We start from the raw sequence: 23,670 nt of genomic DNA on the forward strand, positions 1-23,670 counted from the left end.
GGACATCGTCATGACCCCCCACCTCAACCGGCGCCTCCTGCTGCTCGGCGGCCTGGGCGTCACGGCCGCCGGCGTCCTGGCGTCGCCCCCGGCGCTCGCCGCCCCCGGGCGACCCGGCAGCACCACGCCCACGGACGCCGAGATCTACGGCGTGCCCACCGCCACCCCCCTCGTCGAGCAGCGGGCGGACCCCTTCATCACCCGTCCGGTGGAGGGCACGTACTACTTCACCGGGTCGGTCCCCGAGTACGACCGGCTGGTCGTGCGCGGGGCGCCCACGATCGCCGGACTGGCCACGGCCGGTGAGTCCGTCGTCTGGCGGCGGCCGGCCACCGGGCGGATGGGCGGGCACATCTGGGCCCCGGAGCTGCACCGCATCGACGGCCGCTGGTACCTCTACTTCGCGGCCGGCGACTCCGACGACGTCTTCGGCATCCGGATGTACGTGCTCGAGTCCGGCCGCGCCGACCCGCGCGACCCCGCCGGCTGGGGCGCCCCGCAGGAGGTGACCACGCCGTGGGGCCACTTCAAGCTGGACGCGACGACGTTCGAGCACAACGGGCGCCGGTACTACGTCTGGGCCCAGGGCGAGCCCGAGATCGCGGTGAACACCAGCCTCTACATCGCCGAGATGGCCTCGCCCTTCGCCATCACCGGCAACCCCGTGCGGATCTCCACGCCCACCCTGCCCTGGGAGATCCGCGGGTACCGGGTCAACGAGGGCGCCGCCGTGCTGGTGCGCAACGGGCGGGTCTTCCTGACCTACTCCGCGAGCGCGACGGACGCGAACTACTGCATGGGCCTGCTGACGGCGGACGCGGACGCGGACCTGCTGGACCCGCTGTCGTGGCGGAAGTCCCCGGAGCCGGTGTTCACGACGAACGAGCGGACCGGGCAGTACGGCCCGGGGCACAACTCGTTCACCGTCGCCGAGGACGGCGTCACGGACGTGCTCGTCTACCACGCCCGCGACTACCGCGACATCGTCGGGGACCCGCTGTACGACCCGAACCGGCACGCCCGGGTGCAGAAGGTGTACTGGCACCCGGACGGCACGCCGCTCTTCGGGGTCCCCGTGGGCAGGGGCGGGCCGGTCCTGCGGCTGTCCCCCGCGGACGCCCCCGGGGCCCACGTGCGCCACTTCGAGTTCGTGGCCCGCGTCGACGCCGGTGTGCGCGAGCTGGCCGACAGCCAGTTCCGGTTCGTCCCCGGGCTCGCCGGGGCGGGCACGGAGTCGATCCAGTCGGTCAACTTCCCCGACCGGTACCTGCGGGTCGACGGGGCCGCCGTCCGCGTCGACGCCCCCGGGGCGGGCGACGGCTTCGCCAGGCAGGCCAGCTTCACGCGCACCCGGAGCGGCAAGGGGATCGCGCTGCAGCTGGCGGACGGCAGCGGCCGGTACCTGCTGCACGACCGGGGCGTCCTGACGGCCGGGCCGGCCGCGAACAAGCGCACCACCTTCGTCCTGAGCTGAGCCCGGACCCCCGGCAGGGCCGCGACCGGCGTCCGCGCCGGTCGCGGCCCGCTGCCGTCCGGTCGGCGGCCGGGGTGGTGGACGGGCCGGCTACGCCCACCGCTCGGTGGCCTCGGGGTCCCCGGAGCGGGCGTTGAGGTACTCGTCCAGGACGGCGGCCCCCAGGTCCCCGGGGTCGGGGGCCACGACGCGTCCGCCGACCCGCTTCGCCATCCGCTCGAGGAACCGCGCCAGGCCGGGGTCGTCGCCGAGCCGGAAGAACGTGGTCTGGACCCCCATGCGTCCCAGGTGGTCGAGCTCCTCGACCGTGGCGCGCACGGTCTCCGGCTCCGGGGGCCAGGAGAACCAGCTCCCGCCGTCGGGCAGCAGGTGGGCGGTGGGCTCCCCGTCGGTGACGACGAGGAGCACGGGCTGCATCGAGGAGTGCCTGCGGAAGAACCGGGTGGCGAGCAGCAGCCCGTGGTGCAGGTTGGTGCCCTGCTCCCGCAGCGGCGGCAGACCGGTCAGCTCGTCGATCGGCAGGGTGCGGGCGTACCGGCCGAACGCGACGAGCTGGAGCTCGTCGCCCCGGAACCGGGTCGAGACGAGGTGGTGCAGGGCCAGGGCGGTGCGCTTCATCGGCACCCAGCGCCCCTCGGTGGCCATGGAGAACGAGGTGTCCACGAGCAGGGCGACGGCGGCCTGCGTCCGCGCCTCCGTCTCGGCCACCTCGATGTCGCGGACGTCGAGCCGCACCCCGTGCCGCGCGTCGCCGCCCTCGGCGACCGTGCGCCGGATCGCGTTGGTCACCGTGCGGGTGACGTCCCAGGGCTCGACGTCCCCGAACTGCCACTCCCGCGTGGCGCCGGACGGCTCCCCGGCGGCCCCGGCCAGACGGGTGTCGCGCTGGCCGGTGCGGGCCGCCAGCTGCTGCGCGGCGTCGCGCAGCAGCGCCTTGCCGAGCCGCCGCACGGCCTGCGGGGAGAGCCGCAGGTCCCCGTCGGCGCCGCGCTGCAGGTAGCCGCTGTCGCGCATCGCCCGTTCCAGCTCGGCGAGGGTGCGGGCGGACACCGCGGCGTCGTCGCCCAGCTGGCGGGCGAGCGCGTCGACGTCCATGTCGTCCAGGTTCGCCCCCTCGTGGTCCTGCGACAGCTGGTCGGCCAGCGCGTCGAGCTCGGCGATGTCCTGGAGCACGCCCGTCCCGTCGCCCAGGCCCAGGCCGTCCCGGCCCTCGAAGTCCTCCGCCCCGGCCCAGTCCTCGCCGGGACGCAGGGCCTGGAGGTTCGCGTCGAGCCGGCCGAGCTGCGCCATGAGCTCCGGGGAGCCGAACGCCTGCGCGGACAGCTGCATCAGTTCCTGGCGCTGCTCGGGCGTCATCGAGTTCATCAGCCGCTGGGCCGCCGCGGCGCGCTGGGCCATCGCGTCGATCAGCTCGTCGACGGACTGGGGGTTCTCCGGGAAGTGCCGGCCGTGCTTTGCCATGAAGTCCTGGAAGTCCTCGTCGGTGTCCTCGCCCCGCTCGTGCTTCTCGAGCAGGTCGTTGAGGTCTCGCAGCATCTCGGCCACGGCCTCCCGGTCGGCGTCCGTGGCGTTCTCGAGGGCCTGCTTCATCCCGGCGAAGCGCTGGTCCAGCAGCTCGCGGCCCAGCAGGTCCTTGATCTGCTCGTACGCCTCCCGCGCCTGCTGCGACTGCCAGTCGTAGGAGGAGAGCTCGCTGACGGCGGCGGCCGTCGAGCGGGGGAGGCCGTCGAGCTGCATCTCGCGGAAGGAGCGGTCCGCCGGGTCCATCCGGGCGTCCCGCAGGAACTGCTCGCGCTCCAGGCGCAGGGCCTTGTCGAGCAGCTGCCTGGCCTCGTCGAGCGTGCCGCCCAGGCGGTGGCGCTTCAGCAGGTCGCGCCGCCGCTGGTGCACGCGCCGGGACAGGTCGTCGAGGCCCTCCCGGCCGCGCCCGCCCCGGCGCAGGAACTCGCGCAGCGCCTCCTCGGGCGAGTACCCGGCCATGACCTCCTCGGAGACGGCCTCGAGCGCCTCCGACAGGTCCACGGGCGGGGCCAGCGGGTCCGGCCCCCCGGTGTACTTGCCGTAGCGCGATGAGCGGTGCTGTCCGGGCATGACGCCCTCCCTTGGTCGGCGGGCTCCGTGGTCGGGCCGTCAGCCGTAGACGGTGCCGCCCTCGTCGGAGTCCTTGGAGATGCGCTGGGCGAGGAACAGTCCCTCGAGGGCCAGTTCGATCGCGCTGGCGCGCTGTCCCGAGGTCGTCGCGCCGAGCCGCGCGGCGATCTCGTCGTAGACGGTGGCGTCGCCGTCGGTGCCGGGGCCGGCCAGCTCGGGCAGCGCGTCGAGGAAGTCCTGGGCGGAGACGTCGTCCCCCGTGGACACGGTCGTGCGGCCGTCGAACGCCTCCACGAGGGGGCCGAGGTCGATGCCGCGGAACCGGGCCCGGACGGTCTCGGCCGTCGCCCTGCGGAGCAGGTGGTCGAGGATCGCGCGCTCGCGGCCCTCCTCCCCGGACTCGAACTCGATCTTGCCGGCGAGGACGTCGGTGCCGACCTCGACGTCGACCATCCGCGCGACGGCCTCGTCCTCGCCGCGGATCGCGGCCCGCCGGAGGGCGGCCGCCGCGACCGTCTCCGCGCCGGCGATGGCGAAGCGCGCCGACACCCCGGAGCGCTGGTCGACCGCGGAGGAGTCCCGCAGCAGCCTGGTGTACCGGGCCAGCGTCTCGAGGATGGGGTCCGGGACCTCCGCGACCAGCTCGGCCTCCTGGCGGATCACGGCGATCTCGTCCTCCAGCTCGAGCGGGTAGTGGGTGCGGACCTCGGCGCCGAACCGGTCCTTGAGGGGGGTGATGATCCGGCCCCGGTTCGTGTAGTCCTCGGGGTTGGCCGAGGCCACCACGAGCACGTCCAGGGGCAGCCGCAGGATGTAGCCGCGGATCTGGATGTCCCGCTCCTCCATGACGTTGAGCATGGCGACCTGGATGCGCTCGGCGAGGTCGGGCAGCTCGTTGATGGCGACGATGCCGCGGTGGGAGCGGGGCACGAGCCCGTAGTGGATGGTCTCCGGGTCCCCGAGCCGCCGCCCCTCGGCGACGCGCATCGGGTCGACGTCGCCGATGAGGTCCGCCACGGACGTGTCCGGGGTGGCGAGCTTCTCGACGTAGCGCTCCGAGCGGTGGCGCCAGACGATGGGCAGGGCGTCGCCCTCGGCGAGCACGCGCCGCCTCGACGCCTCCGTCAGGGGCTCCTCGGGGTGCTCGTTGAGCTCCGACCCCTCGATGGCGGGCGACCACTCGTCGAGCAGGCCGACGAGGGTGCGCAGCAGGCGGGTCTTGCCCTGGCCGCGCTCGCCCAGCAGGACGACGTCGTGGCCGGCGAGCAGCGCCCGCTCCATCTGGGGCAGGACGGTGCGCCCGAGCCCGTGCAGGCCCGGCCAGGGGTCACCGCCCGCGGCCAGCGTCCTCAGGAGGTTGTCGCGGATCTCCTGCCGCAGCGACCGGTGGACGTGACCGGCCGCGCGCAGTTCGCCGAGGGTATGGATGTCGGGGGCATCAGTCCGATCAGTCACAGCGCCACGGTAACCCGGGTGTCAAGGGGTTGCGCGGGGGCTCCGGCGTGGTCGACGACGCCGGGCCCTGTGGTCACGGCGGCCCCGCCAGTACGCTGGTACCTGATGGCAACCCGGAGGAGACCACGGAGCACGCTCGTCCTGCTCGTGCGGCACGGCGAGACACCCACCACGGGCAAGGTCCTGCCGGGGCGGGCTCCCGGGCTGCACCTGTCCGACCGGGGCCGCCGCCAGGCGGAGCGGGTGGCGGAGCGGCTCGCGGGGGTCCCCGTCGACGCGGTCCTCACCTCGCCCCTCGAGCGCACGCGGGAGACCGCGGCGCCGACCGTGGCCCGGACCGGCCGGGAGGCCGTCGTCGACCCGGGTCTGCTCGAGTGCGACTTCGGGGAGTGGACGGGCGCGGAGCTGTCCCGGCTCGGCCGGCTCAAGGCCTGGCAGACCGTCCAGCGGGCGCCCTCGACCTTCCGGTTCCCCGGCGGCGAGAGCTTCGTCGAGATGCAGGCCCGGATGGTCGGCGCCGTGGACCGGGCGCGCACCGTCCACGAGGGCGGGGTCGTGGTCTGCTTCTCGCACGCCGACCCGATCAAGGCGGTCCTCGCGCACGCTCTGGGGACGCACCTGGACCTCTTCCAGCGCATCGTCGTCAGCCCGTGCTCGATCTCGGTGATCTCCTACGCGCCGGGCCAGGCGCCGGTCGTGCTCACGGTCAACTCCACCGGCGAGCCGCTGAGCGGCCTGCGGGTCTCGTGAGCGGGGACCGATGAGCGACCTCGTGCTCCTCGCGCAGGGACGGATGGAGCTCCTCGGGCTGATCCGGAAGAGCAGCAACTCGGCGATGCTCGTCGAGGTCCGGCTCGGCGAGGACTCGGCCTGGGCGATCTACAAGCCCCAGGAGGGCGAGCGCCCGCTGATCGACTTCCGCGCGGGCCTGCACCGGCGGGAGCGCGCCGCGTACCTGCTCAGCGAGTGCCTGGGCTGGGGGATCGTGCCGGCGACCGTCGTGCGGGAGGACGGTCCCTTCGGCGTCGGGTCCCTGCAGCTGTTCGTTGAGCACGACCCCGGGGAGCACTACTTCACGCTGTACGAGGGCGCCCCGCAGACCCACGACGCGCTGCGCCGGATCGCGCTGTTCGACTGCGTCGCCAACAACGCCGACCGCAAGGGCGGCCACGTGCTGCGGGGGAGCGACGGGCGGGTGTGGGGCATCGACCACGGGCTGTGCTTCGCGGCGGAGCCCAAGCTGCGGACCGTCGTGTGGGACTTCGGCGGGGAGCCCGTCCCCGAGCAGCTGCTGCACGACATCGCCCCGCTGGCCGACACGGCTCCTCCCGAGCTCGCCGATCTCCTCGGCGCCCGGGAGGCCGCCGCGCTCCAGGAGCGGGTGCGCCGGCTGCTGGAGCACCCGGTCCTGCCGGTGGACCGCACCGGCCGCCGGATCCCGTGGCCCCTCCTCTAGGAGGGCGGGACCACCCGGTCGCCGCCGGGAACCGGGCGGTCACTCGCCCGGGACGCCGACCGGCGGGGCGAGCCGGCGGTCGCGGGTCGCCCCGGTCCGGGCGTGGGTGGCGTACAGCGTGAGCCCGACGAAGGTGACGCCGCCGACGATGTTGCCGAGCACGGTGGGGATCTCGTTCCACACGAGGTAGTCCGTGAGGGAGAAGCCGGCGCCGAGCAGCAGGCCCGAGGGGAACAGGTACATGTTGACGACCGAGTGCTCGAAGCCCATGTAGAAGAAGAGCAGGATGGGCATCCACATCGCGATCACCTTGCCGGAGACGCTCGTGGACATCATCGCGGCGACCACGCCGGTGGAGACCATCCAGTTGCACAGGACGGCGCGGAGGAAGAGGGTCAGCATGCCGGCGGCGCCGAACTCGGAGTAGCCGACCGTGCGCCCCTCGCCGATGACGCCGATCTGCTGGCCGACCTCGTTCGGGGGCAGGGAGAAGCCGTAGGTGAAGATCACCGCCATCATCACGGCGACGGTGAGGGCGCCGGCGAAGTTGCCGGCGAAGACCAGCCCCCAGTTGCGCAGCATCGAGCGCACGGTGACGCCGGGCCGCTTGTCGATCAGGGCCAGGGGCACCAGGGTGAACACGCCGGTCAGGAGGTCGAAGCCCAGCAGGTACAGCAGGCAGAACCCGATCGGGAAGAGGAGGGCCCCGACCAGCGGCTGGCCCGTCTGCACGGTGACCGTGACCGCGAACGCCGCCGAGAGCGCGAGGATGGCACCGGCCATGAACGCGCGGATCAGGGTGTCGCGGGTGGCCATGAGGACTTTCGCCTCCCCGGCGTCGATCATCTTCGTGACGAAGTCCGAGGGCAACACATAGGACATGGCAGGGCTCCGATGAGGCGGGGACGGGTGGAGGGCTGCACCGGACCGCGCAACCGCAGGGCCCGGCGGCCCGTGTGCACCAGTGTGGGCGGCGGAGGTTTCCCCGCTGTGTCCTCGCCCGCACCGCCGGGTCACATCGGGCTCACCGGCGCGCGGGGCGCCGGTGAGGGACGGCAGCGCCGGCCGGCCGCTGGCGGTCGCCGTCCCCCGGGCCGCCCCGGGGCGGGCAACCGCGGGTCAGAGCTGCTGGGGGATCTCCAGGGCGCCGGTGTGGGCGCTGCGCCGGGCCGCGTCCAGCACGGCCGCGGTGGCCACGGCGTCCCAGGGGTCCACCGGGACGTCCCCGTCCTCGAGCAGCCAGCGGGCCACGGCCCGGTAGAAGTCGGCGTGCTCCCCGGGGGCGGTGGGCACGGGGGTGGCCTCGGGACCGCGGACCAGCCACCCGGCCATGCCCTCCCCGGGGTCCAGGGCGTCGAAGGGGCCGGGGGCGTCGTCGTGGCCGGGAACGAGGAGGGCCCCGGCCGAGCCCAGCACCCGGGTCCGCGGCCCCGGCGCGCCCACCAGGCTGCCGGCCCACAGGTGGCTGATGGTGCCGCCGGCGTGCTCCAGGGCCAGGAACACGTCGTCCTCCGTCGGCGTCGTCAGGGCGCGCAGCTCGGCCCGGACGCCGGTCACGGGGCCGAACAGCTGCATCGCGGCGTCCACCAGGTGCGGCCCGAGGTCGAGGAGCAGCCCGCCGCCCTCGCCGACGGCGTTCTCCCGCCACCGGTTCTTCGGCACCGGGCGCCACCGTTCCCAGCGGCGCTCGAACCGGTGCACGGTTCCGAGGGCGCCCTCGGCCAGCAGCCGGCGCAGCGTCAGCTGCTCGGGATCCCAGCGCCGGTTGTGGAAGACGGTCAGCGGGGTGCCGGTCGCCTCCGCCCGGCGGGCCACGGTGACCGCGCCCTCCAGGTCGAGGGCCAGCGGTTTGTCCACGACCACGGGGATCCCCGCCTCCAGGGCGGCCACCGCGTGCTCGACGTGGCGGCCGGTCGGGGAGGCGACGACGAGCACGTCGGGCCGGGCGCTGCCCAGCAGCCCGGCCAGGTCGCGGTGGATCCGCACCCCCGGCCAGTCGGCCGTGGCCTCGGCCGACCGGGTGGGATCGGTGGTGACGACGTCGGTGACCCGGCAGCCCGCCCGGAGCAGCAGCGGGGCGTGGAAGGTCCGGCCCGCCGAACCGTATCCGACCAGTCCCGCGGTGAGCTCCCGGCCTGCTTCTCGTGGTGCCATGTGGTCACGATATCCGACCCGTGGTTCCCCCTCGGCCCCGGGAACGAGGGCCCCCTGCTGCGGACGGTCCTCCTGCCCCGCCGGGATCCTGGACGGGGCCAGGGCCGGGGCGTCCGCGGCGTTCAGGCGCCGTCGGTGAGCAGCTTGGCGTAGCGGATCGGAGGATGGCGCCGGTAGCCGTGCCGGCACCAGAAGCCGTCGAGGTCGTGACGTCCCGAGGCGATGGCGATCTCCAGCAGCTCGGCCCCCAGGCCGCGCGCCAGGCCCTCGCAGTGGGCCAGCAGACGCGTCCCGACGCCGTGCCCGCGGTGGTCCTCGTCGACCACCAGGGCGGTCAGCCGTGCCCAGGGCCTCCCGCCCTCCCGCCCGGAGGCCACGGCGTAGAGGTGGGCGGCGGCGATCGGCACGTCTCGCTCGGTGGCGACCACGTGCGCCTCGGCCGCCGGATCGGTGGACAGGCGGGTGCGGATCCATTCCGGGTTCAGGCGGTAGCCCACCTGGTCGGCCAGGTCCATCAGCAGGAACATGTCGGAGATCCGGGCGGGGCGCAGGGCCAGCGGGTGCGCGCCGGGGACTTCGACGGAGTGGGTGGCCGGCATCGCGACCTCCTTGCCCAGGGTCTTGACCCACCCGCGCCCCACCCGCACTCCCCTGGACATCAGTAGGGGTGGAGCGGGGAACAGGTGCCGCGGCCACGGTCGCTGAGAAGTTCCCCCGTGTGGCGTTCGGGGTGAGGAGCCATCCGCCGCGTGCGTTCCATGCTACGCGCGACCATCCGAAAAACGCACCCCTACTTGACGGAAACGTCCGGGACATGTCAGTCGCCGGCGCAGGTGCGGGTCACCGCCGTGCCGCAGCGGGCCCCGTTGCCCTGCGCGACCGTCGGGTCTATGTTCGACGCACAGGTCAAGACGAGCGGCCGTGGTGCTCGCCGTGCCCGCGAAGGACCCCCGATGCCTCAGCCCGACCCCGCCGCCCACCCTCCGGCCGCGCCCTCCCCCCGCTCCACCGACCGCTCCGCCGCGGGGTGGAGGCCTCCGGGGCGCCCGACCGAGCAGGTGGCCGGGACCCCGGAGGTCGAGCGGCTGCGGTTCACCACCTGCGACAAGGACGAGGGCATCGACGTGCTCGAGCGCGTCTATGCGATCCGGAGGATCCAGGTCGCCCCGGACGGGCCCTTCGCCATGACCCAGGGTGCCTGCAGCGTGGAGGGGATGAGCCTGGAGCGGGCCCAGCTCGCGGGGGCGCCGATGGGGGCGCTGGTGGACGCCACCGGCGTCGTGCGGGTCGGTCAGGTGCTGGCCGGGCGGCTGGACTTCACCGACCGGACGCGGGCCACCCCGGGGCCGGTCCCGTTCCTGTTCCCGGTGCGGCCCTACGCCTGCCGGTGGAACGACCTCGACCTGCTGACCGTCTCCCTGGACCTCGCGGCCGTCCAGGCCCACGCCGCGGGGCTGCTGGGCGTCGACGAGCTCGGGCTGCGCTTCACCGGCGCCGAGCCGGTCAGCCCGGCCATGGCCCGCTACCTGGCGGGGGTCGTGAGGGCCGCGGGGCGGGACCAGCTGGGCAACGAGGCGGCCATGGCCAACCGCCTCCTCCGCGCCGAGGCCTTCCGCTCCCTGGCCACGGCGGTGCTGCACGCCTTCCCCGGCACCTTCCTGGACCGGCAGGCGCAGGCCGTCGAGGAGCGCCCGTCCCCGGCCGGGGTGCGCCGGGCCGTCGCCTACATGGAGGAGCACCTGGGGGAGGACATCGGCCTGGCCGAGATCGCCGCCGCGGCGCGGATGAGTCCGCGGGGGCTGCAGGCGGCCTTCCGCCGCGAGGTGGGCGCCACGCCGATGGCCCACCTGCGCGCCCTGCGCCTGGAGGCCGTCCACGCCGATCTGCTGGCCGCCGGCCCCGGGGCCGGCGCCGGTGTCGCCGACATCGCGTCCCGGTGGGGATTCGTCCACCCGGGGCGCTTCGCCGCCGCCTACCGGACCCGTTACGGGCAGAACCCGGCGGCCACCCTGCGCGCCTGAGGTCCCCGGGCCGCCTGCCGGGGCGGGGGGTGCGGCCGGGAACCGTGAGGCGCCCCCGGCACGAGGGGTGCCGGGGGCGCCTCCCGCACCCGAGGGATGGTGCGGTGGTGGGTGAACCGGGAGCATCGCAAGGCGGTGCGGAGTTCCCCGCGCCGGGCGGCGGCCCAACGTGCCCCAAATCTACGCCCTCCCGGCGTCCCTGTCAGCAGGGACATCGGACGGGATCGGCGTTCCGGGGGCGCAGGGCTGTCCAGAAAACGCAATCGCCCCCGCGCCCGCTCCCTCCTGCGGCAGGACGAGGAGCGCCGGCCGGGTGGTCAGTTCCGGCAGCAGCCGGCGGACCGCAGGGGCCGGTGGGCGGGATCCACCTGGAGCGGGCTCAGGAAGTGGCTGAGCATGCGCTTCCCGGGGAGGTCCAGGGCCCCGGCGTCGATCCCGTGCTGGAACTGCGCGGGATCGACCAGCACCGTGGCCGCGCGCACCGCGTCGGGGTCCTCGAGGGAGGAGGGCGCGTCGACGGTCTCGGTGTCGTAGACGGCCAGCGCCTCGGCGTACCCGGCGGCCAGCTGCGGGGCCCAGGCCTCGTGGCTCGCGTAGCAGGGCGCGTCCGGGTCGGGGCTGTCGGCCTCGAGCCAGGTCGCCGCGCCCTCGAGGGGCCGCGCGGTGGGCAGCGGGTGCTCGTGCAGGACCAGGTTGATGTCCGCCACGCGTCCGGCGGCGGTGTCGGCCACGGGGTAGTACGTCGCGAGCCACTCACCGGGGGAGTGGGGACGGAGCTCGATGGCGAGCATCCCGGACAGTGCTGTGTTCATGCGTCTTCCTTGCCGTTGCGGAGTGGCCCCTCGGGACACGATCAACCACCGTACTCCCCGCTTAGTTGATGCGACAACCAAATATGTCGAAGTTCGCCGCGGAGGACCCGGGACGCGCGCACGGGCCGTGCGGCATCCTGGGACCGTGTCGCTCGTCGTGCTGGAGGTCGACCCCACGCTGTGGTTCCTGCTGCCCCCGAGGCGCCGGCGCCCGCGCTTCGCGGTGGACGTGCCCGCCTCGGACACGGTCGGTCACGTCGTGCGGATGGTCGGCATCCCGCCGACCGAGGTCGGGGAGGTGCGGCTCGACGCCCGTCCCGTCGGGCTGGAGGCCCGGCCCGCCGCGGCGGCGCCCGGGGCGGGCGCGGACGTGGCCGGCGTCGCCCCCGTGCTCGTCGTCCGCCCTCGCGCCCGGCCGCAGGGCACCTCCCACCGCCCGCCACGGTTCCTCCTGGACGTCCACCTGCGTCCCCTCGCCCGCCGGCTGCGCCTGCTCGGGCTCGACGCCGCGTGGGAGCCCGACGCCGGCGACGCCCACCTCGTGGCGCGGGCCGCCGCGGAGGAGTGGGTGCTGCTCACCCAGGACCGTGGCCTGCTCCACCGGGGCGCCCTGCCCGAGGGCGCTCTCGTGCGGGGCGTGCGCGTCGACGACCAGCTGGCCGACGTCCTCGACCGGTTCGTCCCGCCGCTGGCGCTCTGCTCTGGACCCGGTGCCTGCGCTGCGGGGCCGTCCTGGCCCCGGCGGGCGCGGCGGACGTGGCCGGGCAGCTCATGCCCCGCACGCGCGGCGCCTACCAGCACTTCTCCCGCTGCACCGGCTGCGGCCAGGTGTACTGGCGGGGGGCCCATGCCGGGCGCCTGGACGCCATCGTCGCCCGCGCCCAGCAGCTGCTGGCCGGGCGCCCCGGAGCCCCCGGCCCCGACGCCGGGAGCAGCGCCGGGGGGCGCCGACCGGGGTGATCCCGGGCCGGCCACCGGTCCGGTCCCGGTGCCGTTCCCCTTGCCGGGACAGCGGGCGGGGACTACCTTGGTGGCCATGTTCCTGTCCTGATGCCCCGGTCCGCGTCCGTGGCCGGCACCGGCGATCCGCGCCCGACGAGCGCCGGGCCGGTGCCGCACCGGCCCGGCGGGCCTGCTCCTCCGCACCGACAGGAACCCCGTGGCCTCCCTCCCGCACGACACCACCCACCTGCGCCTCGACGGCGTCAGCGTCGGCTTCCCGGGCCGTCGCGTCCTCACCGACGTCTCGCTGACGGTCTCCGCCGGCGAGCGCATCGGCCTGATCGGCGAGAACGGCGCCGGCAAGTCCACCCTGCTCCGGGTGGCCGCCGGGCTCCTCGTCCCCGGCGCCGGGACCGTCCACCGCCCGGCGCGCACCGGTCTGCTCCACCAGGAGCTCGCCGTGCCCGCCCGCACGAGCGTCGGCGACGTCGTCGAGCACGCCGTCGCCGGCCTCCGCGCCCTGGAGCGCCGCCTGGCCGGGCTCGCGGGGGACATCGCCGCGAGCCCCGGCGACCCCGTGCCGGCCGACGCGTACGCCGCCGCCCTGCAGGACGCCGAGCGGCACGGGCTGTGGTCCCTGGACGCCCGCGTCGAGACGGTCCTGGACGGCCTCGGGCTCGGGCACCTGCCGAGGGACCGGCCCGCCGGGGAGATCTCCGGCGGGCAGCGCCGCCGGCTCGCGCTCGCCGCGCTGCTGCTCTCCCGGCCGGCGGCGCTGCTGCTCGACGAACCGACCAACCACCTCGACGACGCCGCCGTGGACTTCCTCGTGCCCGAGCTGGCCGCCTGGCGGGGGCCGGTGCTCGTGGCCAGCCACGACCGCTGGTTCCTGGACGCCGCCGCCACGGGGCTGGTCGACCTCGACCCCGCCCTGGGCCCCGACGAGTCCGCCGGCGGGCCCGTCCGGCAGGGCGCCGCCTGCACGGGCGGCTACTCCTCCTACCTCGCCCGGCGCGAGGACGCCCGCCGCCGCTGGGCCGAGCGCTTCAGCGCCCAGGAGGCGGAGCGGCAGCGGCTGCGGGAGACCGTCGACGTCTCCGCCCGGCAGATCTTCCACACCACGGCCCCGAAGTCCGAGGGGCGCGTCACCCGCAAGTTCTACAGCGACCGCGCCGCCAGGACCGTCGGCGGGCGGGTGCGCTCGGCCCGCCGCCGGATCGACGAGCTCGAGCGCACCGCCGTGGCCGCCCCGCCCGCACCGCTGCGCTTCGCCGGGTTCGCCCCGGGGGTGGGCGCCCCGCCCGGCGGCGACCGCCCCCTGGTCCGGCTGAGCGCGGCGTCCGTCGCGGGCCGCCTGGCGCCCACGGACCTGGTGCTGCACGCGGGCGAGCACCTGCTGGTCGAGGGCCCGAACGGCACCGGCAAGTCGACCCTGCTCGCCGTCCTGGCGGGGGAGCTGCGCCCGGACGGAGGAGCCGTGGAGCGGCAGGGCTCCGTCGTCGTCGGCCGCCTGGCCCAGGAGGACCGCTGGCCGGATTTGGGCGTGCCGGCCGGGACCGCCTACCGGTCCCGGCTGCGGGACCCGGCCAGCGCCCCGACGCTGGCGGCGCTGGGCCTGCTGCGGGACGACGACGCCGGCCGCCCCCTCGGGGAACTGTCCCCGGGGCAGCGGCGGCGCGTCGCGCTCGCGGTGCTGGTGGCCGAGCCCCCGCCGCTGCTGCTGCTGGACGAGCCGACCAACCACCTGTCACCGGCCCTCGCGGAGGAGCTCGAGCGTGCACTGGAGGACTTCCCGGGCACCGTGGTCCTGGCCACGCACGACCGGTGGGTGCGCCGGCGCTGGCGGGGACGGACCGTGTCCGTGGCGCCCCGGAGCGCGTGAGCGGCCCGGACGGAACTGGCCCTGCCCGGCGGCCGCGACTATGGTCCCAGGTGTCGGCCCGGCCCGCCCCCGCGGGCCCGGCAGCCCGCCGCCCCGGCCGTCCTCCCGAAAGGTCCCAGCATGCTCAGCAACGCGTCCGCGCCCGGTCACCTGCGCCTGCGCTCCGGCGTCGGCCTGCTCGGCGTGGTGCTGATCGCCGTGAACCTGCGGGTCGGGTTCGTCACCGTGGGCCCGCTGCTGGACGGGATCAGCGAGGACCTCGGGCTCTCCGCCGGTCAGGCCGGCCTGCTCACCGGGCTGCCGCTGGCCATGTTCGCGCTGTTCTCCCCGGTGGCCCCGGCCCTGGCCGCCCGCACCGGCCTGGACCGGGCCCTGTGGCTGTCCCTGCTGCTGCTCCTGGCCGGGATCGTGGGCCGCTCCGCGCCCGCCGGGGCCGCGGTGTGGCTCGGCACCGCCGTGGTGGGCATCGGCATCGCCTTCCTCAACGTGCTGGTCCCGTCCCTCGTCAAACGGGAGTTCCCGGTGCGCGTCAGCCAGGTGACCGGGGTCTACACCGCGATCCAGGGCGGGACGGCGGCCCTGGGCTCGGCCCTGGTGGTCCCCATCGCGCAGGCCGCCCCGGCCGGGTGGCGGCTCGCCCTCGGCGTGTGGGCCGGGTTCGCCCTGCTGGCGCTGGCGGTGCTGGCACCGTGGCTGCGCACCCGGTCGTCCGGACCCGGAGCGCCCGCCGGACAGCCGGCCCGCGGCCGCTCCCCGTGGGGGTCGCGCCTGGGCTGGCAGGTGACGGCGTTCATGGGCCTGCAGTCGGTGGCGTTCTACGTCTTCATGGCCTGGCTGCCGAGCATCGAGCAGAGCCACGGCGTCAGCCCGGCCGCCGCGGGCACCCACATGGCGCTGTTCCTGCTGCTCGGCGTGGCCTCGTCCCTGGCCACCGGGTCCCTGCTGCACCGGTTCCGCGACCAGCGCCCGGTCGCCCTCACCGGCGCCGCGCTCGCCCTGGTGTCCTTCGCCGGGCTCGCCCTCGCACCGCAGCTCATGCTGGCGTGGGTGGTCCTCGGGGCGGTCGCGGGCGGCAGCCTCATCGTGGTGGCGCTGTCCCTGTTCAGCCTGCGCTCCGGGGACCCCGCCCAGGCGGCGGCGCTGTCCGGGATGGCGCAGTCCGTCGGCTACGCCCTCGCGGCCCTGGCCCCGGCGCTCTTCGGCGCCCTCTACGACGCCACCGGCACGTGGGAGCTGCCGCTGCTGCTCACCGCCGGCGCGATGGGCCTGCTGTGCGTGGTCGCCCTCTTCGCCGGGCGGGACCGCGTCATCGGCCCGGTTCGCTGAAGCACACGCCGGCGGGCCGAGAAATGTTCCCGTCATGATGGGCACCGGCCTCTGACCTGGCGTTACTTTGGTGATGCCGCACCGCGCCAGGGGTACCGGAAGCCCTGCGAGCCGCTGCGTCGTCCGCCCGGACAGGGGTGCTCCTCGCCCCGGTCCGTTCGCTCACCAATGCCACAGGCCGGTCCTCCGGCGCGCCGAGCCGGTCATCGCCACGAGGGGCGACCGCTCTCGGCGACCCCGGTCCCCGGCCGCAGCTCCGAAGCGCCGCACGCTTCTCCACCGGATGGGACAGGACCATGAAAACCACGCTCAAAGCCGCCTCCGCGGCCGTGCTCGCCACCGGCCTCGGCCTCGGCGCCGCCGCACCCGCGAACGCCGTCGAGATCGGCGAGATCAGCAACGCCACGCGGATCGCCAACGGCGCGGCCGTCCAGGGCACGTTCACGGTGACCTGCACCGCGGGCACCACCGTGGTCGTCGGCCTCAACCTCAGCCAGGCGGTCGACGACGGTGACATCGCCAGCGGCGGCGACTACGAGCAGTGGGCCTGCGCGGGCGGCGAGGTGGAGATGACCTACGACGTCGTGGCCTTCACCAAGGCGTTCCAGACGGGACCCGCCGTCGTCACCGGGTTCATCCAGGAGTGCCAGGCCAACACCTGCGACACCGGGACGAACCTGCCCCTGATCGTGATCGAGATCGAGGACCAGGCCACCACCGGGTAGCCGCCTCCCCGGACGGCCCCGCCCTCCCCGCACGGGGAGGGCGGGGCCGTCGCGCGTCCGGGGCGCCGTCCCGCCGCCGGCGGCGCCGGGCCTACCGCACGAGGCGCTCCACCGCGTCGGCGGCGACCCCGGGGCCGCCGGCGGCACGGACCTCCTCCTGCAGCTCCATGGCCCGGTCCGTGCGGGAGAGCGCCTCCCGCACGGCCTGGTGCAGCCGGGCGCCGGTGAGCTCGCCCTCGTCCAGCCGCACGCCCGCGCCGATCCGCTCCAGGGTGGCCGCGTTGACGAACTGGTCCACCGCCTGGGGCAGGGCGACGGTGGGCACCCCGTACCAGAGCGACTCCGCGGCGCCGCCCATGCCCGCGTGGGTGACGAAGACGTCCGCGTGCCGGAGGACGTCGAGCTGGGGCTGGGTCCGCGCGGCCTGCGCCCCCGGCGGCAGCGGCTCCAGCCGGGCCGGGTCGACCTTGCCGGTGGAGATCACCAGCCGGTGGTCGGCGGCGAGGTGGTCCAGGCACAGCCGGTAGACGTCCTCCCGGTCGGTGTACGAGGTCCCCAGCGACACGTGGACGAGCGGGCGGCCGTCTCCGGGCGCCGGCGTCCAGCCCGTCAGCCGCGCCGGGTCGATGCAGGGACCGGCGAAGACGCAGTGCCCGGGCACCCGGTCGGCGTGGGGCTGCAGCAGCCGGGGGACGAGCACCACGCAGCGGTCCGGGCGGCCGATGAACGCGTCGGGGTCCACGGCGACGCCGGAGGCGTCCAGCCAGGCGCGCAGCGTGGCGAAGTAGCGGCGCCCGCTCGGGGAGGCCTTCAGCGCCGCGGTCTGCTCGGCCGTCTCCTCCTCCAGGCCCTCCCACGCCACCCAGGTGGGGGAGAGCTGGACCGCGGGGACGTCCCACGCCTGCGCCCTGAGCCGTCCGGCGAACCCGCCGATGTCGTAGAGCACGGCGTCCGGCCGGTCCACGGCGTCCAGCAGCGGTGCCACCGCGATCGCCTCGTCGAGGAACACCTGCATCGCCTCGCCGGTGTCCTCGGGCCACGGCTCGTCCGGTCCCGGCAGGATCGTGGGGTGGGTCAGCAGCTCGGCCCCCGTCGGGGCCACGAGCCCGGCGTGGCGCCGCCCGACGACGTAGGTGACCCGGTGGCCCCGGCGGACGAGCTCGGCGATCAGGGCCAGGCCGGGATAGATGTGGCTGGGGGCCGAGACCCCCGCCATGAGCAGGTGCACGGCGTCCTCCCTCGGGGCCGGGACCGGGGCCGGGGCCCCCGCCCCGGGGCGACCGGGGGCGGGGGCCTCCGCAACGGCTGCGGCGGCTCAGCCCTGCTGCTGGTCCTGGTCCCCGCCGAGCAGGCCGCCGGCCTTCTCCTGGGCCTGGTCGACCTGGGCCTGGTACTTGTCGCCGGTGCGCCGGTCCACGGCGTCGCCGCCGCGGTCGATGCCCTGCTGCACCTGGTCGGGGTGCTGGGCCGCGGCCTCCTTGGCCTTGTCCGCGAACCCTCCGAGATCCACCATGGTCGCTCCCTCCGTCGATCGGTCGCCGGCGGGTGCTCCCGCCGGAGGTCCTACCATCGTGGACCCTCGGGGCGGGCCTGGCCACCCCCGTCCGGAGGGCGCCGTCCCGGCTCGCTAGGGTGGGGGCGGTGAGCACCGACACCGCCCCCACGTCCCCGACCGCCCCCGACGTCCGCGGCCACGGCATGGTCCGCGTCCGCGGCGCCACGGAGAACAACCTGCGCGCCGTGGACGTCGACGTCCCCCGGGACGCGATCGTCGCGTTCACCGGGGTCTCCGGGTCCGGGAAGTCCTCCCTGGCCTTCGGGACCATCTACGCCGAGGCGCAGCGGCGCTACCTCGAGTCCGTGGCCCCGTACGCGCGGCGCCTGATCCAGCAGGGCCACAACCCCGCGGTCGAGCAGATCACCGGCCTGCCGCCGGCCGTGGCGCTGCAGCAGCGGCGCGGCACGCCGAGCTCCCGCTCCACGGTGGGCACGCTCACCACCCTGTCCAACTCCCTGCGGATGCTCTTCTCCCGGGCCGGCACCTACCCCGCCGACGCCGCCGGCAGCCTCGACTCGGACGCCTTCTCGCCCAACACCGCCGCCGGCGCCTGCCGCGAGTGCTCGGGGCTGGGCACCGTCCACGACGTCACCGAGGACTCCCTGGTCCCGGACCCGTCCCTGAGCATCCGCGACGGTGCCGTCGCCGCCTGGCCCGGGGCCTGGCAGGGCAAGAACCTGCGCGACATCCTGAGCCACCTCGGCCACGACGTCGACATCCCCTGGCGGGAGCTGGCGCGGGAGGAGCGCGACTGGATCCTGTTCACGGAGGAGCAGCCCGTGGTGGAGGTGACCCCCCAGCGGGACCGCGTGGCGAAGCCGTACAAGGGCCGCTTCTGGAGCGCTCGCAGCTACGTGCTGCACACCCTGGCCGACTCGGCCAGCCCGCAGATGCGCGAGCGCGTCCTGCAGTACGTCGTCACCGGGCCGTGCCCCGCGTGCGGCGGCAGCGGCCTGCGCCCCGAGGCGCTCGCCGTGACCTTCGCGGGCCGCAGCATCGCCGAGCTCAACGAGGTGCCCCTGACGGAGCTCGCCGAGGTCGTGCGCCCCACCACGGTCCTGGAGGGCGCCGGCACGGCCTCCCGGGCGGCGTCCTCGGGCGAGCGCACGGAGGTGGCCGTGACCATCACCCGCGACCTGCTGGCGCGCCTGCAGGTGCTCGTGGACCTGGGCCTGGGCTACCTGAGCCTGCACCGCGCCACGCCGAGCCTCTCGCCGGGGGAGGTCCAGCGCCTGCGCATCGCCACCCAGCTGCGCTCCGGGCTGTTCGGGGTCGTCTACGTCCTGGACGAGCCCTCCGCGGGACTGCACCCGGCGGACGCCGAGCCGCTGCTGGCGGTCCTGGAGGAGCTGCGCGAGGCGGGCAACTCGGTGTTCGTCGTCGAGCACGACATGGACGTGGTGCGGCGCGCCGACTGGGTCGTCGACGTCGGGCCGCAGGCCGGGGACCGGGGCGGCGAGGTGCTGTACAGCGGCCCGCCGGCCGGCCTCGCCGGGGTGGCCGGCTCCGCCACGCGCCCGTTCCTGTTCCCGGAGCGCGCCCCCGGCGGCGCCCGGGCCGGCGGGGCCCGGCGCCGGAGCGAGCAGCGGCTGCGGCTGCGGGGGATCACCCGGCACAACCTGCGGGAGCTCGACGTCGAGCTCCCGCTGGGCGTGCTCACGGCCGTGACCGGGGTCTCGGGATCGGGCAAGTCCACGCTGGTCAGCCAGGTCCTCGCCGAGACGGTCGCCCGCCACGTGGGCGGCGCCGACCCGGCCGGCGGGGATCCCGGCCCGGAGGGGGCGGACGCCGCCCCGGCGGCCGCCACCCGGCTGCGGGAGGCCGAGGGGCTGGCGCACCTGGACCGGCTCATCCGCGTGGACCAGCGGCCCATCGGCCGCACCCCCCGCTTCAACCTCGCGACCTACACCGGGCTGTTCGACGCCGTGCGCAGGCTCTACGCGGGCACGGACGAGGCCCGGGCCCGCGGCTGGGGGCCCGGGCGGTTCTCCTTCAACGTGGCCGGCGGCCGGTGCGAGACCTGCCAGGGCGAGGGCTTCGTCGCCGTCGAGCTGCTGTTCCTGCCGGGCACCTACGGGCCCTGCCCGGAGTGCCGCGGCGCCCGCTACAACCCCGGGACGCTGGAGGTCACCCACCGGGGCCTGAGCATCGCCGACGTCCTGGGCCTGCGGGTGGAGGAGGCCGTGGACGTCCTCGCCGACGTCCCGGCCGCCGTGCGCAGCCTCCGGGCGCTGCTCGACGTGGGCCTCGGCTACCTCCGGCTCGGGCAGCCCGCCACGGAGCTCTCCGGCGGGGAGGCCCAGCGGATCAAGCTGGCCACCGAGCTGCAGCGGGCCCGCCGCGGCCACACCCTCTACCTGCTGGACGAGCCGACCACGGGGCTGCACCCGCAGGACGTCCGGCTGCTGCTGCACCAGCTGGACCGGCTCGTGGACGCCGGCAACACCGTGGTCGTGGTGGAGCACGCCATGGACGTCGTGGCGGCCGCCGACCACGTGATCGACATGGGGCCCTCCGGGGGCGAGGACGGCGGGCGGGTCGTGTGCACGGGCACCCCGCAGGAGGTCGCCCGGTGCGGGGCGAGCCGGACGGCCCCCTACCTCGCCGCGGCGCTCGGCTGAGCGCTCACCCCCGCCGGGGCCGGCTCACAGGAACACGCGGGCGCCCCGCCGCCGCGCGACGTCACGGGCCACGGGGCGGAAGGCCAGGACCAGGAGCAGCACCGCGATGGGCACCAGGAACGCGAAGCCCACCGCCAGGTAGCCCAGCGTCCCGGCCACACCGCCGAGGAAGAACAGGCCCACCAGGGTGGCCAGCACCCGCAGCTTCTCGGGGTCGCCCCGGACCGGGTCGGGCCCGGGCGTGCGGTTGGGGTAGGCCATCTTGCCGAGCTCGATCGCGATGTCGGTGATCATCCCGGTCACGTGCGTGGTGCGCACGGGGAAGTCCCCGACCTTGGTGATCAGGGCGTTCTGCAGCCCCATGGTGAAGCACAGCACCCCCACGGAGACGAGGTCCCGGTGGTCGTCCCGGAACGCCTCGGCGCTCAGGCTGAAGCCCAGGATGAGCAGCCCCTCGAACGCGAGCACGTTCGCGAACCGGCCCCCGAGGCCCCGCCGCCGGCCCCAGTTGAACAGCAGCGCGCACCAGATCCCGCCCAGCACGAAGGCCCCGAGCCCCACCGCGCTGATCGACAGCAGCTCCACGTCCCGGTCCACGAGGTGGTCGGCCATCGTGGCCGTGAGCCCGGTCATGTGGGAGGTGTACAGGGCCACGGCCACGAACCCGGCGGAGTTCAGCATCCCGGCGACGAGGATCAGCAAGAAGGCGAGGTGACGGTCGTAGCGGGGGATCCGGCGGGCCCCCGAGACAAGAGCGAGGTAGCCGGCGACAGGGGTGGCCATGCCTCCAGCCTAGGAACGGGCCCGGCGCCGGGGCTGGGGACTTTCGGCCAGATCAGTCCGTGTCCCTGCTCACACCCGCGGCCGCGTCCCCGGCCGCGTCCCCGGTCGCGTCGACGACCTCGTCGAGCACCTCCGAGACCACGGCCCGTGCCCGCTCCTCGGCGACGGCGGCGCGGCCGGCGTCGATCGCCGCGGCCGTCGCCTCGTGGTCGGCCAGGGCCCCGGGAGCCGGGTGCCGCGGCATGAGCCCGAGCGTGGTGCGGCCGGAGAGCACCTCCGTCACGACGTCGCGCAGGGCCGCGAGCATGGGGTTGCCGCTGGCCTCGAGCAGCAGCGCGTGGTACGCGACGTCCACCGCCAGGTACTCCGGGTCCGTGCCGCGGCCGGCCTGCCCGAGCTCCCGGAGCCGGGCGGCCAGCTCGACCAGGCGCCGCCGGGTCTGCGCGTCCGCGCGCCCGGCGGCCAGCCGGGCGGCCACGGGCTCGATCGCCGAGCGCAGCTCCGTGAGGGCCAGCAGCTGGGCGCCCCGGCCGGGCCCGCCCAGCCGCCACCGGATCAGCCGGGGGTCGAAGGGGTTCCACTCCCGCGGGGCACGGACGGTGACCCCGACGCGCCGCCGGGACTCCACCATCCCCATCGACTCGAGCACGCGCACCACCTCCCGCACGAGCGTGCGCGAGACCCCGAACTCCGCCTCGAGGCCCGCCAGCGTCAGGACGGTGCCGGGCGGGCGCGCCCCGGAGGCGATGCTCTCGCCGAGCCGATCCAGCACCCCGCTGTGCTGCTCCACCCCGTGCATGCCGCTCCGTTCCCGCTCCGCCGGCGCCCCCGGAAGTCTCCGCGGGGCGCCGGCGGGCGTACCGGGGGCGGGCCGAGCACCCCCGGTTGCCAAAAGTATGATCTTTCTGTCAGCCTAGCGCGTGTCGTACGTCACGACGGCACGCCACAGGCCTGTTCCGGGCCGGAGATCAACGGAGATGCTCAGTGGAAGACTGGACACAGACCCTCGGCACGGCGCCCCTGCTCGCCATCGCCGCCGGAGCCATCGCGCTCATCCTCATCCTCGTCATCAGGTTCAAGGTCCACGCGTTCCTCACGCTGGTCCTGGTGGCCCTGCTGACCGCCTTCGCGACCGGCATCCCGCGGGACGTGCTCGTGGACACCGCGGTGGAGGCGTTCGGGGCCACGCTCGGCCCGGTCGCCCTGCTCATCGCCCTGGGCGCGATGCTGGGCAAGATGGTCGAGCACAGCGGCGGCGCCATGGCGCTGGCCGACAAGCTCGTGTCCGTCTTCGGGGAGAAGCGCGCCCCCTTCGCCCTCGGCATCGCCTCGCTCATCATGGGCTTCCCGATCTTCTTCGACGCCGGCCTGGTCGTCATGCTGCCGATCATCTTCGCCGTCGCCCGGCGCCTGGGCGGCAACAACGTCCTGCTCTACGGCTTCCCCGCCGCCACGGCGTTCTCCGTGATGCACGTCTTCGTGCCCCCGCACCCGGGGCCCGTGGCCGCGACGGAGCTCTACGGCGCCGACCTCGGCCTGGTCCTGCTCATCGGCCTGCTCATCGCGTTCCCCATCTGGTACGTCTCCGGCTACCTCTGGGGCAAGCGCGTGGGCACCAAGTACGTCCTCCCGGTGCCCGGGTTCTTCGGGGAGCTCGATCCCGACCAGCCGAAGAACCCGCCGAAGGTCGGCACCATCATCGCGATGCTGCTGCTGCCGCTCGTGCTGATCTTCCTGAACACCGGCCTGAACTTCCTGCGCGCGGCCGGCGCGGTCTCCGCCGACGCCGAGTGGGTACAGGTCCTCTCCGCGCTCGGCGAGTCCCCGGTGGCCCTGCTGATCTCCGTGCTCGTGGCCACGTTCGTGCTCGGCACCCGCCGCGGGGAGCACGGCACCGCCCTGGAGAAGGTCCTCGACTCCTCCCTCGGCCCGGTGTGCTCGGTCATCCTCATCACCGGTGCCGGCGGCATGTTCGGCGGCATCCTGCGCGCCTCCGGCATCGGCGACGCCCTGTCCTCGTCGCTGGGGGACCTGGGCCTGCCGGTCATCGTCGCGGCCTACCTCATCGCCGTGATCCTGCGCCTGGCTCAGGGCTCCGCCACGGTGGCCCTCGTGACCGCGGCGGGGCTGATGGCCCCGGCCGTGGCCGCGGGCGGCTTCAGCGCGGTGCAGATCGCCGCGATCACCCTGGCCACCGCGGCGGGCTCCGTGTTCGCCAGCCACGTCAACGACTCCGGCTTCTGGCTGGTCGGGCGCCTCATGGGCATGGACGTCAAGACCACCCTGAAGACCTGGACGGTCCAGCAGGCCCTGGAGTCGGTGCTCGGCTTCGCGATCGTCCTGGCCATCTTCTCCGTCGCCTGAGGAACC

20 protein-coding genes and 1 pseudogene are annotated in these 23,670 nt (G+C 75.3%); 11 read left to right on the forward strand and 10 right to left on the reverse strand.

Annotation, left to right across the window (positions count from 1 at the left end; genetic code table 11):
* Window positions 1-10: 10 nt before the first annotated feature.
* On the forward strand, window positions 11-1,474 hold the full coding sequence (locus ACYSMR_RS09480; RefSeq protein ID WP_461744805.1) for a family 43 glycosylhydrolase: 1,464 nt from the start codon (window positions 11-13) through the stop codon (window positions 1,472-1,474).
* Window positions 1,475-1,564: 90 nt separating this feature from the next.
* Here the strand turns inward: ACYSMR_RS09480 and ACYSMR_RS09485 are convergent, their stop codons facing one another.
* Window positions 1,565-3,565: a vWA domain-containing protein gene (locus ACYSMR_RS09485; protein ID WP_309125152.1), complete on the reverse strand. Its 2,001-nt coding sequence runs from the start codon at window positions 3,563-3,565 to the stop codon at window positions 1,565-1,567.
* Between the two features lie 39 nt (window positions 3,566-3,604).
* Window positions 3,605-5,020, reverse strand: a complete 1,416-nt coding sequence (locus ACYSMR_RS09490; RefSeq protein WP_309125151.1) for a magnesium chelatase — start codon at window positions 5,018-5,020, stop codon at window positions 3,605-3,607.
* 105 nt (window positions 5,021-5,125) lie between these two features.
* Here ACYSMR_RS09490 and ACYSMR_RS09495 point away from each other — a divergent pair, with 105 nt between their 5' ends.
* Window positions 5,126-5,770, forward strand: a complete 645-nt coding sequence (locus tag ACYSMR_RS09495) for an MSMEG_4193 family putative phosphomutase (RefSeq protein ID WP_461744808.1) — start codon at window positions 5,126-5,128, stop codon at window positions 5,768-5,770.
* Window positions 5,771-5,780: 10 nt separating this feature from the next.
* A complete protein-coding gene (locus ACYSMR_RS09500) occupies window positions 5,781-6,476 on the forward strand; it encodes an SCO1664 family protein (RefSeq protein ID WP_461744810.1) in 696 nt (231 codons plus the stop codon).
* A gap of 39 nt (window positions 6,477-6,515) precedes the next feature.
* On the opposite strand, the gene ACYSMR_RS09505 is transcribed toward ACYSMR_RS09500, so the two are convergent.
* From ACYSMR_RS09505 to ACYSMR_RS09515, 3 genes are all read right to left on the reverse strand, one after another.
* Window positions 6,516-7,358, reverse strand: coding sequence for a formate/nitrite transporter family protein (locus tag ACYSMR_RS09505; RefSeq protein WP_251333823.1), 843 nt, complete (start codon window positions 7,356-7,358; stop codon window positions 6,516-6,518).
* Between the two features lie 237 nt (window positions 7,359-7,595).
* Window positions 7,596-8,630 carry a Gfo/Idh/MocA family protein gene (locus ACYSMR_RS09510; protein WP_461744812.1) on the reverse strand — a complete coding sequence of 345 codons (1,035 nt, stop codon included), beginning with the start codon at window positions 8,628-8,630 and terminating at the stop codon, window positions 7,596-7,598.
* A gap of 122 nt (window positions 8,631-8,752) precedes the next feature.
* Window positions 8,753-9,289, reverse strand: coding sequence for a GNAT family N-acetyltransferase (locus ACYSMR_RS09515; protein ID WP_461744814.1), 537 nt, complete (start codon window positions 9,287-9,289; stop codon window positions 8,753-8,755).
* Between the two features lie 294 nt (window positions 9,290-9,583).
* Between ACYSMR_RS09515 and ACYSMR_RS09520 the strand changes: the two genes are divergently transcribed.
* Window positions 9,584-10,651 (forward strand): helix-turn-helix transcriptional regulator, encoded by a 1,068-nt coding sequence (locus ACYSMR_RS09520; protein WP_461744816.1) that lies wholly within the window; start codon window positions 9,584-9,586, stop codon window positions 10,649-10,651.
* A 317-nt stretch (window positions 10,652-10,968) separates the two neighbouring features.
* On the opposite strand, the gene ACYSMR_RS09525 is transcribed toward ACYSMR_RS09520, so the two are convergent.
* Window positions 10,969-11,463 (reverse strand): hypothetical protein, encoded by a 495-nt coding sequence (locus ACYSMR_RS09525; RefSeq protein ID WP_251333827.1) that lies wholly within the window; start codon window positions 11,461-11,463, stop codon window positions 10,969-10,971.
* Here ACYSMR_RS09525 and ACYSMR_RS09530 point away from each other — a divergent pair.
* The 5 genes and pseudogenes from ACYSMR_RS09530 to ACYSMR_RS09550 form a co-directional block, all read left to right on the forward strand.
* Window positions 11,462-12,130 (forward strand): annotated as a pseudogene (locus tag ACYSMR_RS09530) (Mut7-C RNAse domain-containing protein); the annotation flags it as partial. The gene ACYSMR_RS09525 and the pseudogene ACYSMR_RS09530 overlap by 2 nt on opposite strands.
* A gap of 89 nt (window positions 12,131-12,219) precedes the next feature.
* Entirely contained in the window at window positions 12,220-12,423 is a 204-nt protein-coding gene (locus tag ACYSMR_RS09535) for a Mut7-C RNAse domain-containing protein (protein ID WP_461744818.1), read from the forward strand.
* 199 nt (window positions 12,424-12,622) lie between these two features.
* The gene (locus tag ACYSMR_RS09540; RefSeq protein WP_461744820.1) at window positions 12,623-14,287 is read left to right on the forward strand and encodes an ATP-binding cassette domain-containing protein; all 1,665 of its coding nucleotides are present in this window, start codon (window positions 12,623-12,625) and stop codon (window positions 14,285-14,287) included.
* 120 nt (window positions 14,288-14,407) lie between these two features.
* Window positions 14,408-15,613, forward strand: coding sequence for an MFS transporter (locus ACYSMR_RS09545; protein WP_461744822.1), 1,206 nt, complete (start codon window positions 14,408-14,410; stop codon window positions 15,611-15,613).
* Window positions 15,614-15,909: 296 nt separating this feature from the next.
* The gene (locus tag ACYSMR_RS09550) at window positions 15,910-16,338 is read left to right on the forward strand and encodes a hypothetical protein (protein ID WP_251333831.1); all 429 of its coding nucleotides are present in this window, start codon (window positions 15,910-15,912) and stop codon (window positions 16,336-16,338) included.
* Window positions 16,339-16,429: 91 nt separating this feature from the next.
* On the opposite strand, the gene ACYSMR_RS09555 is transcribed toward ACYSMR_RS09550, so the two are convergent.
* Together ACYSMR_RS09555 and ACYSMR_RS09560 are read right to left on the reverse strand one after the other, a co-directional pair.
* Window positions 16,430-17,566, reverse strand: a complete 1,137-nt coding sequence (locus tag ACYSMR_RS09555) for a macrolide family glycosyltransferase (RefSeq protein WP_461744825.1) — start codon at window positions 17,564-17,566, stop codon at window positions 16,430-16,432.
* An 87-nt stretch (window positions 17,567-17,653) separates the two neighbouring features.
* Window positions 17,654-17,851, reverse strand: a complete 198-nt coding sequence (locus tag ACYSMR_RS09560) for an antitoxin (RefSeq protein ID WP_251333833.1) — start codon at window positions 17,849-17,851, stop codon at window positions 17,654-17,656.
* A 185-nt stretch (window positions 17,852-18,036) separates the two neighbouring features.
* On the opposite strand from ACYSMR_RS09560, the gene ACYSMR_RS09565 reads away from it, so the two are divergent.
* Window positions 18,037-20,517, forward strand: a complete 2,481-nt coding sequence (locus ACYSMR_RS09565; RefSeq protein ID WP_461748018.1) for an excinuclease ABC subunit UvrA — start codon at window positions 18,037-18,039, stop codon at window positions 20,515-20,517.
* Between the two features lie 24 nt (window positions 20,518-20,541).
* Here the strand turns inward: ACYSMR_RS09565 and ACYSMR_RS09570 are convergent, their stop codons facing one another.
* Complete coding sequence (locus ACYSMR_RS09570) at window positions 20,542-21,300, reverse strand: YoaK family protein (protein WP_309126351.1); 759 nt, start codon at window positions 21,298-21,300, stop codon at window positions 20,542-20,544.
* A gap of 52 nt (window positions 21,301-21,352) precedes the next feature.
* The gene (locus ACYSMR_RS09575) at window positions 21,353-22,099 is read right to left on the reverse strand and encodes a FadR/GntR family transcriptional regulator (protein ID WP_251333835.1); all 747 of its coding nucleotides are present in this window, start codon (window positions 22,097-22,099) and stop codon (window positions 21,353-21,355) included.
* Between the two features lie 185 nt (window positions 22,100-22,284).
* Between ACYSMR_RS09575 and ACYSMR_RS09580 the strand changes: the two genes are divergently transcribed.
* Entirely contained in the window at window positions 22,285-23,664 is a 1,380-nt protein-coding gene (locus ACYSMR_RS09580) for a GntP family permease (protein WP_251333836.1), read from the forward strand.
* The last annotated feature ends 6 nt before the right edge of the window (window positions 23,665-23,670 follow it).

The sequence above is a fragment of the Kocuria sp. U4B genome (assembly GCF_054875615.1).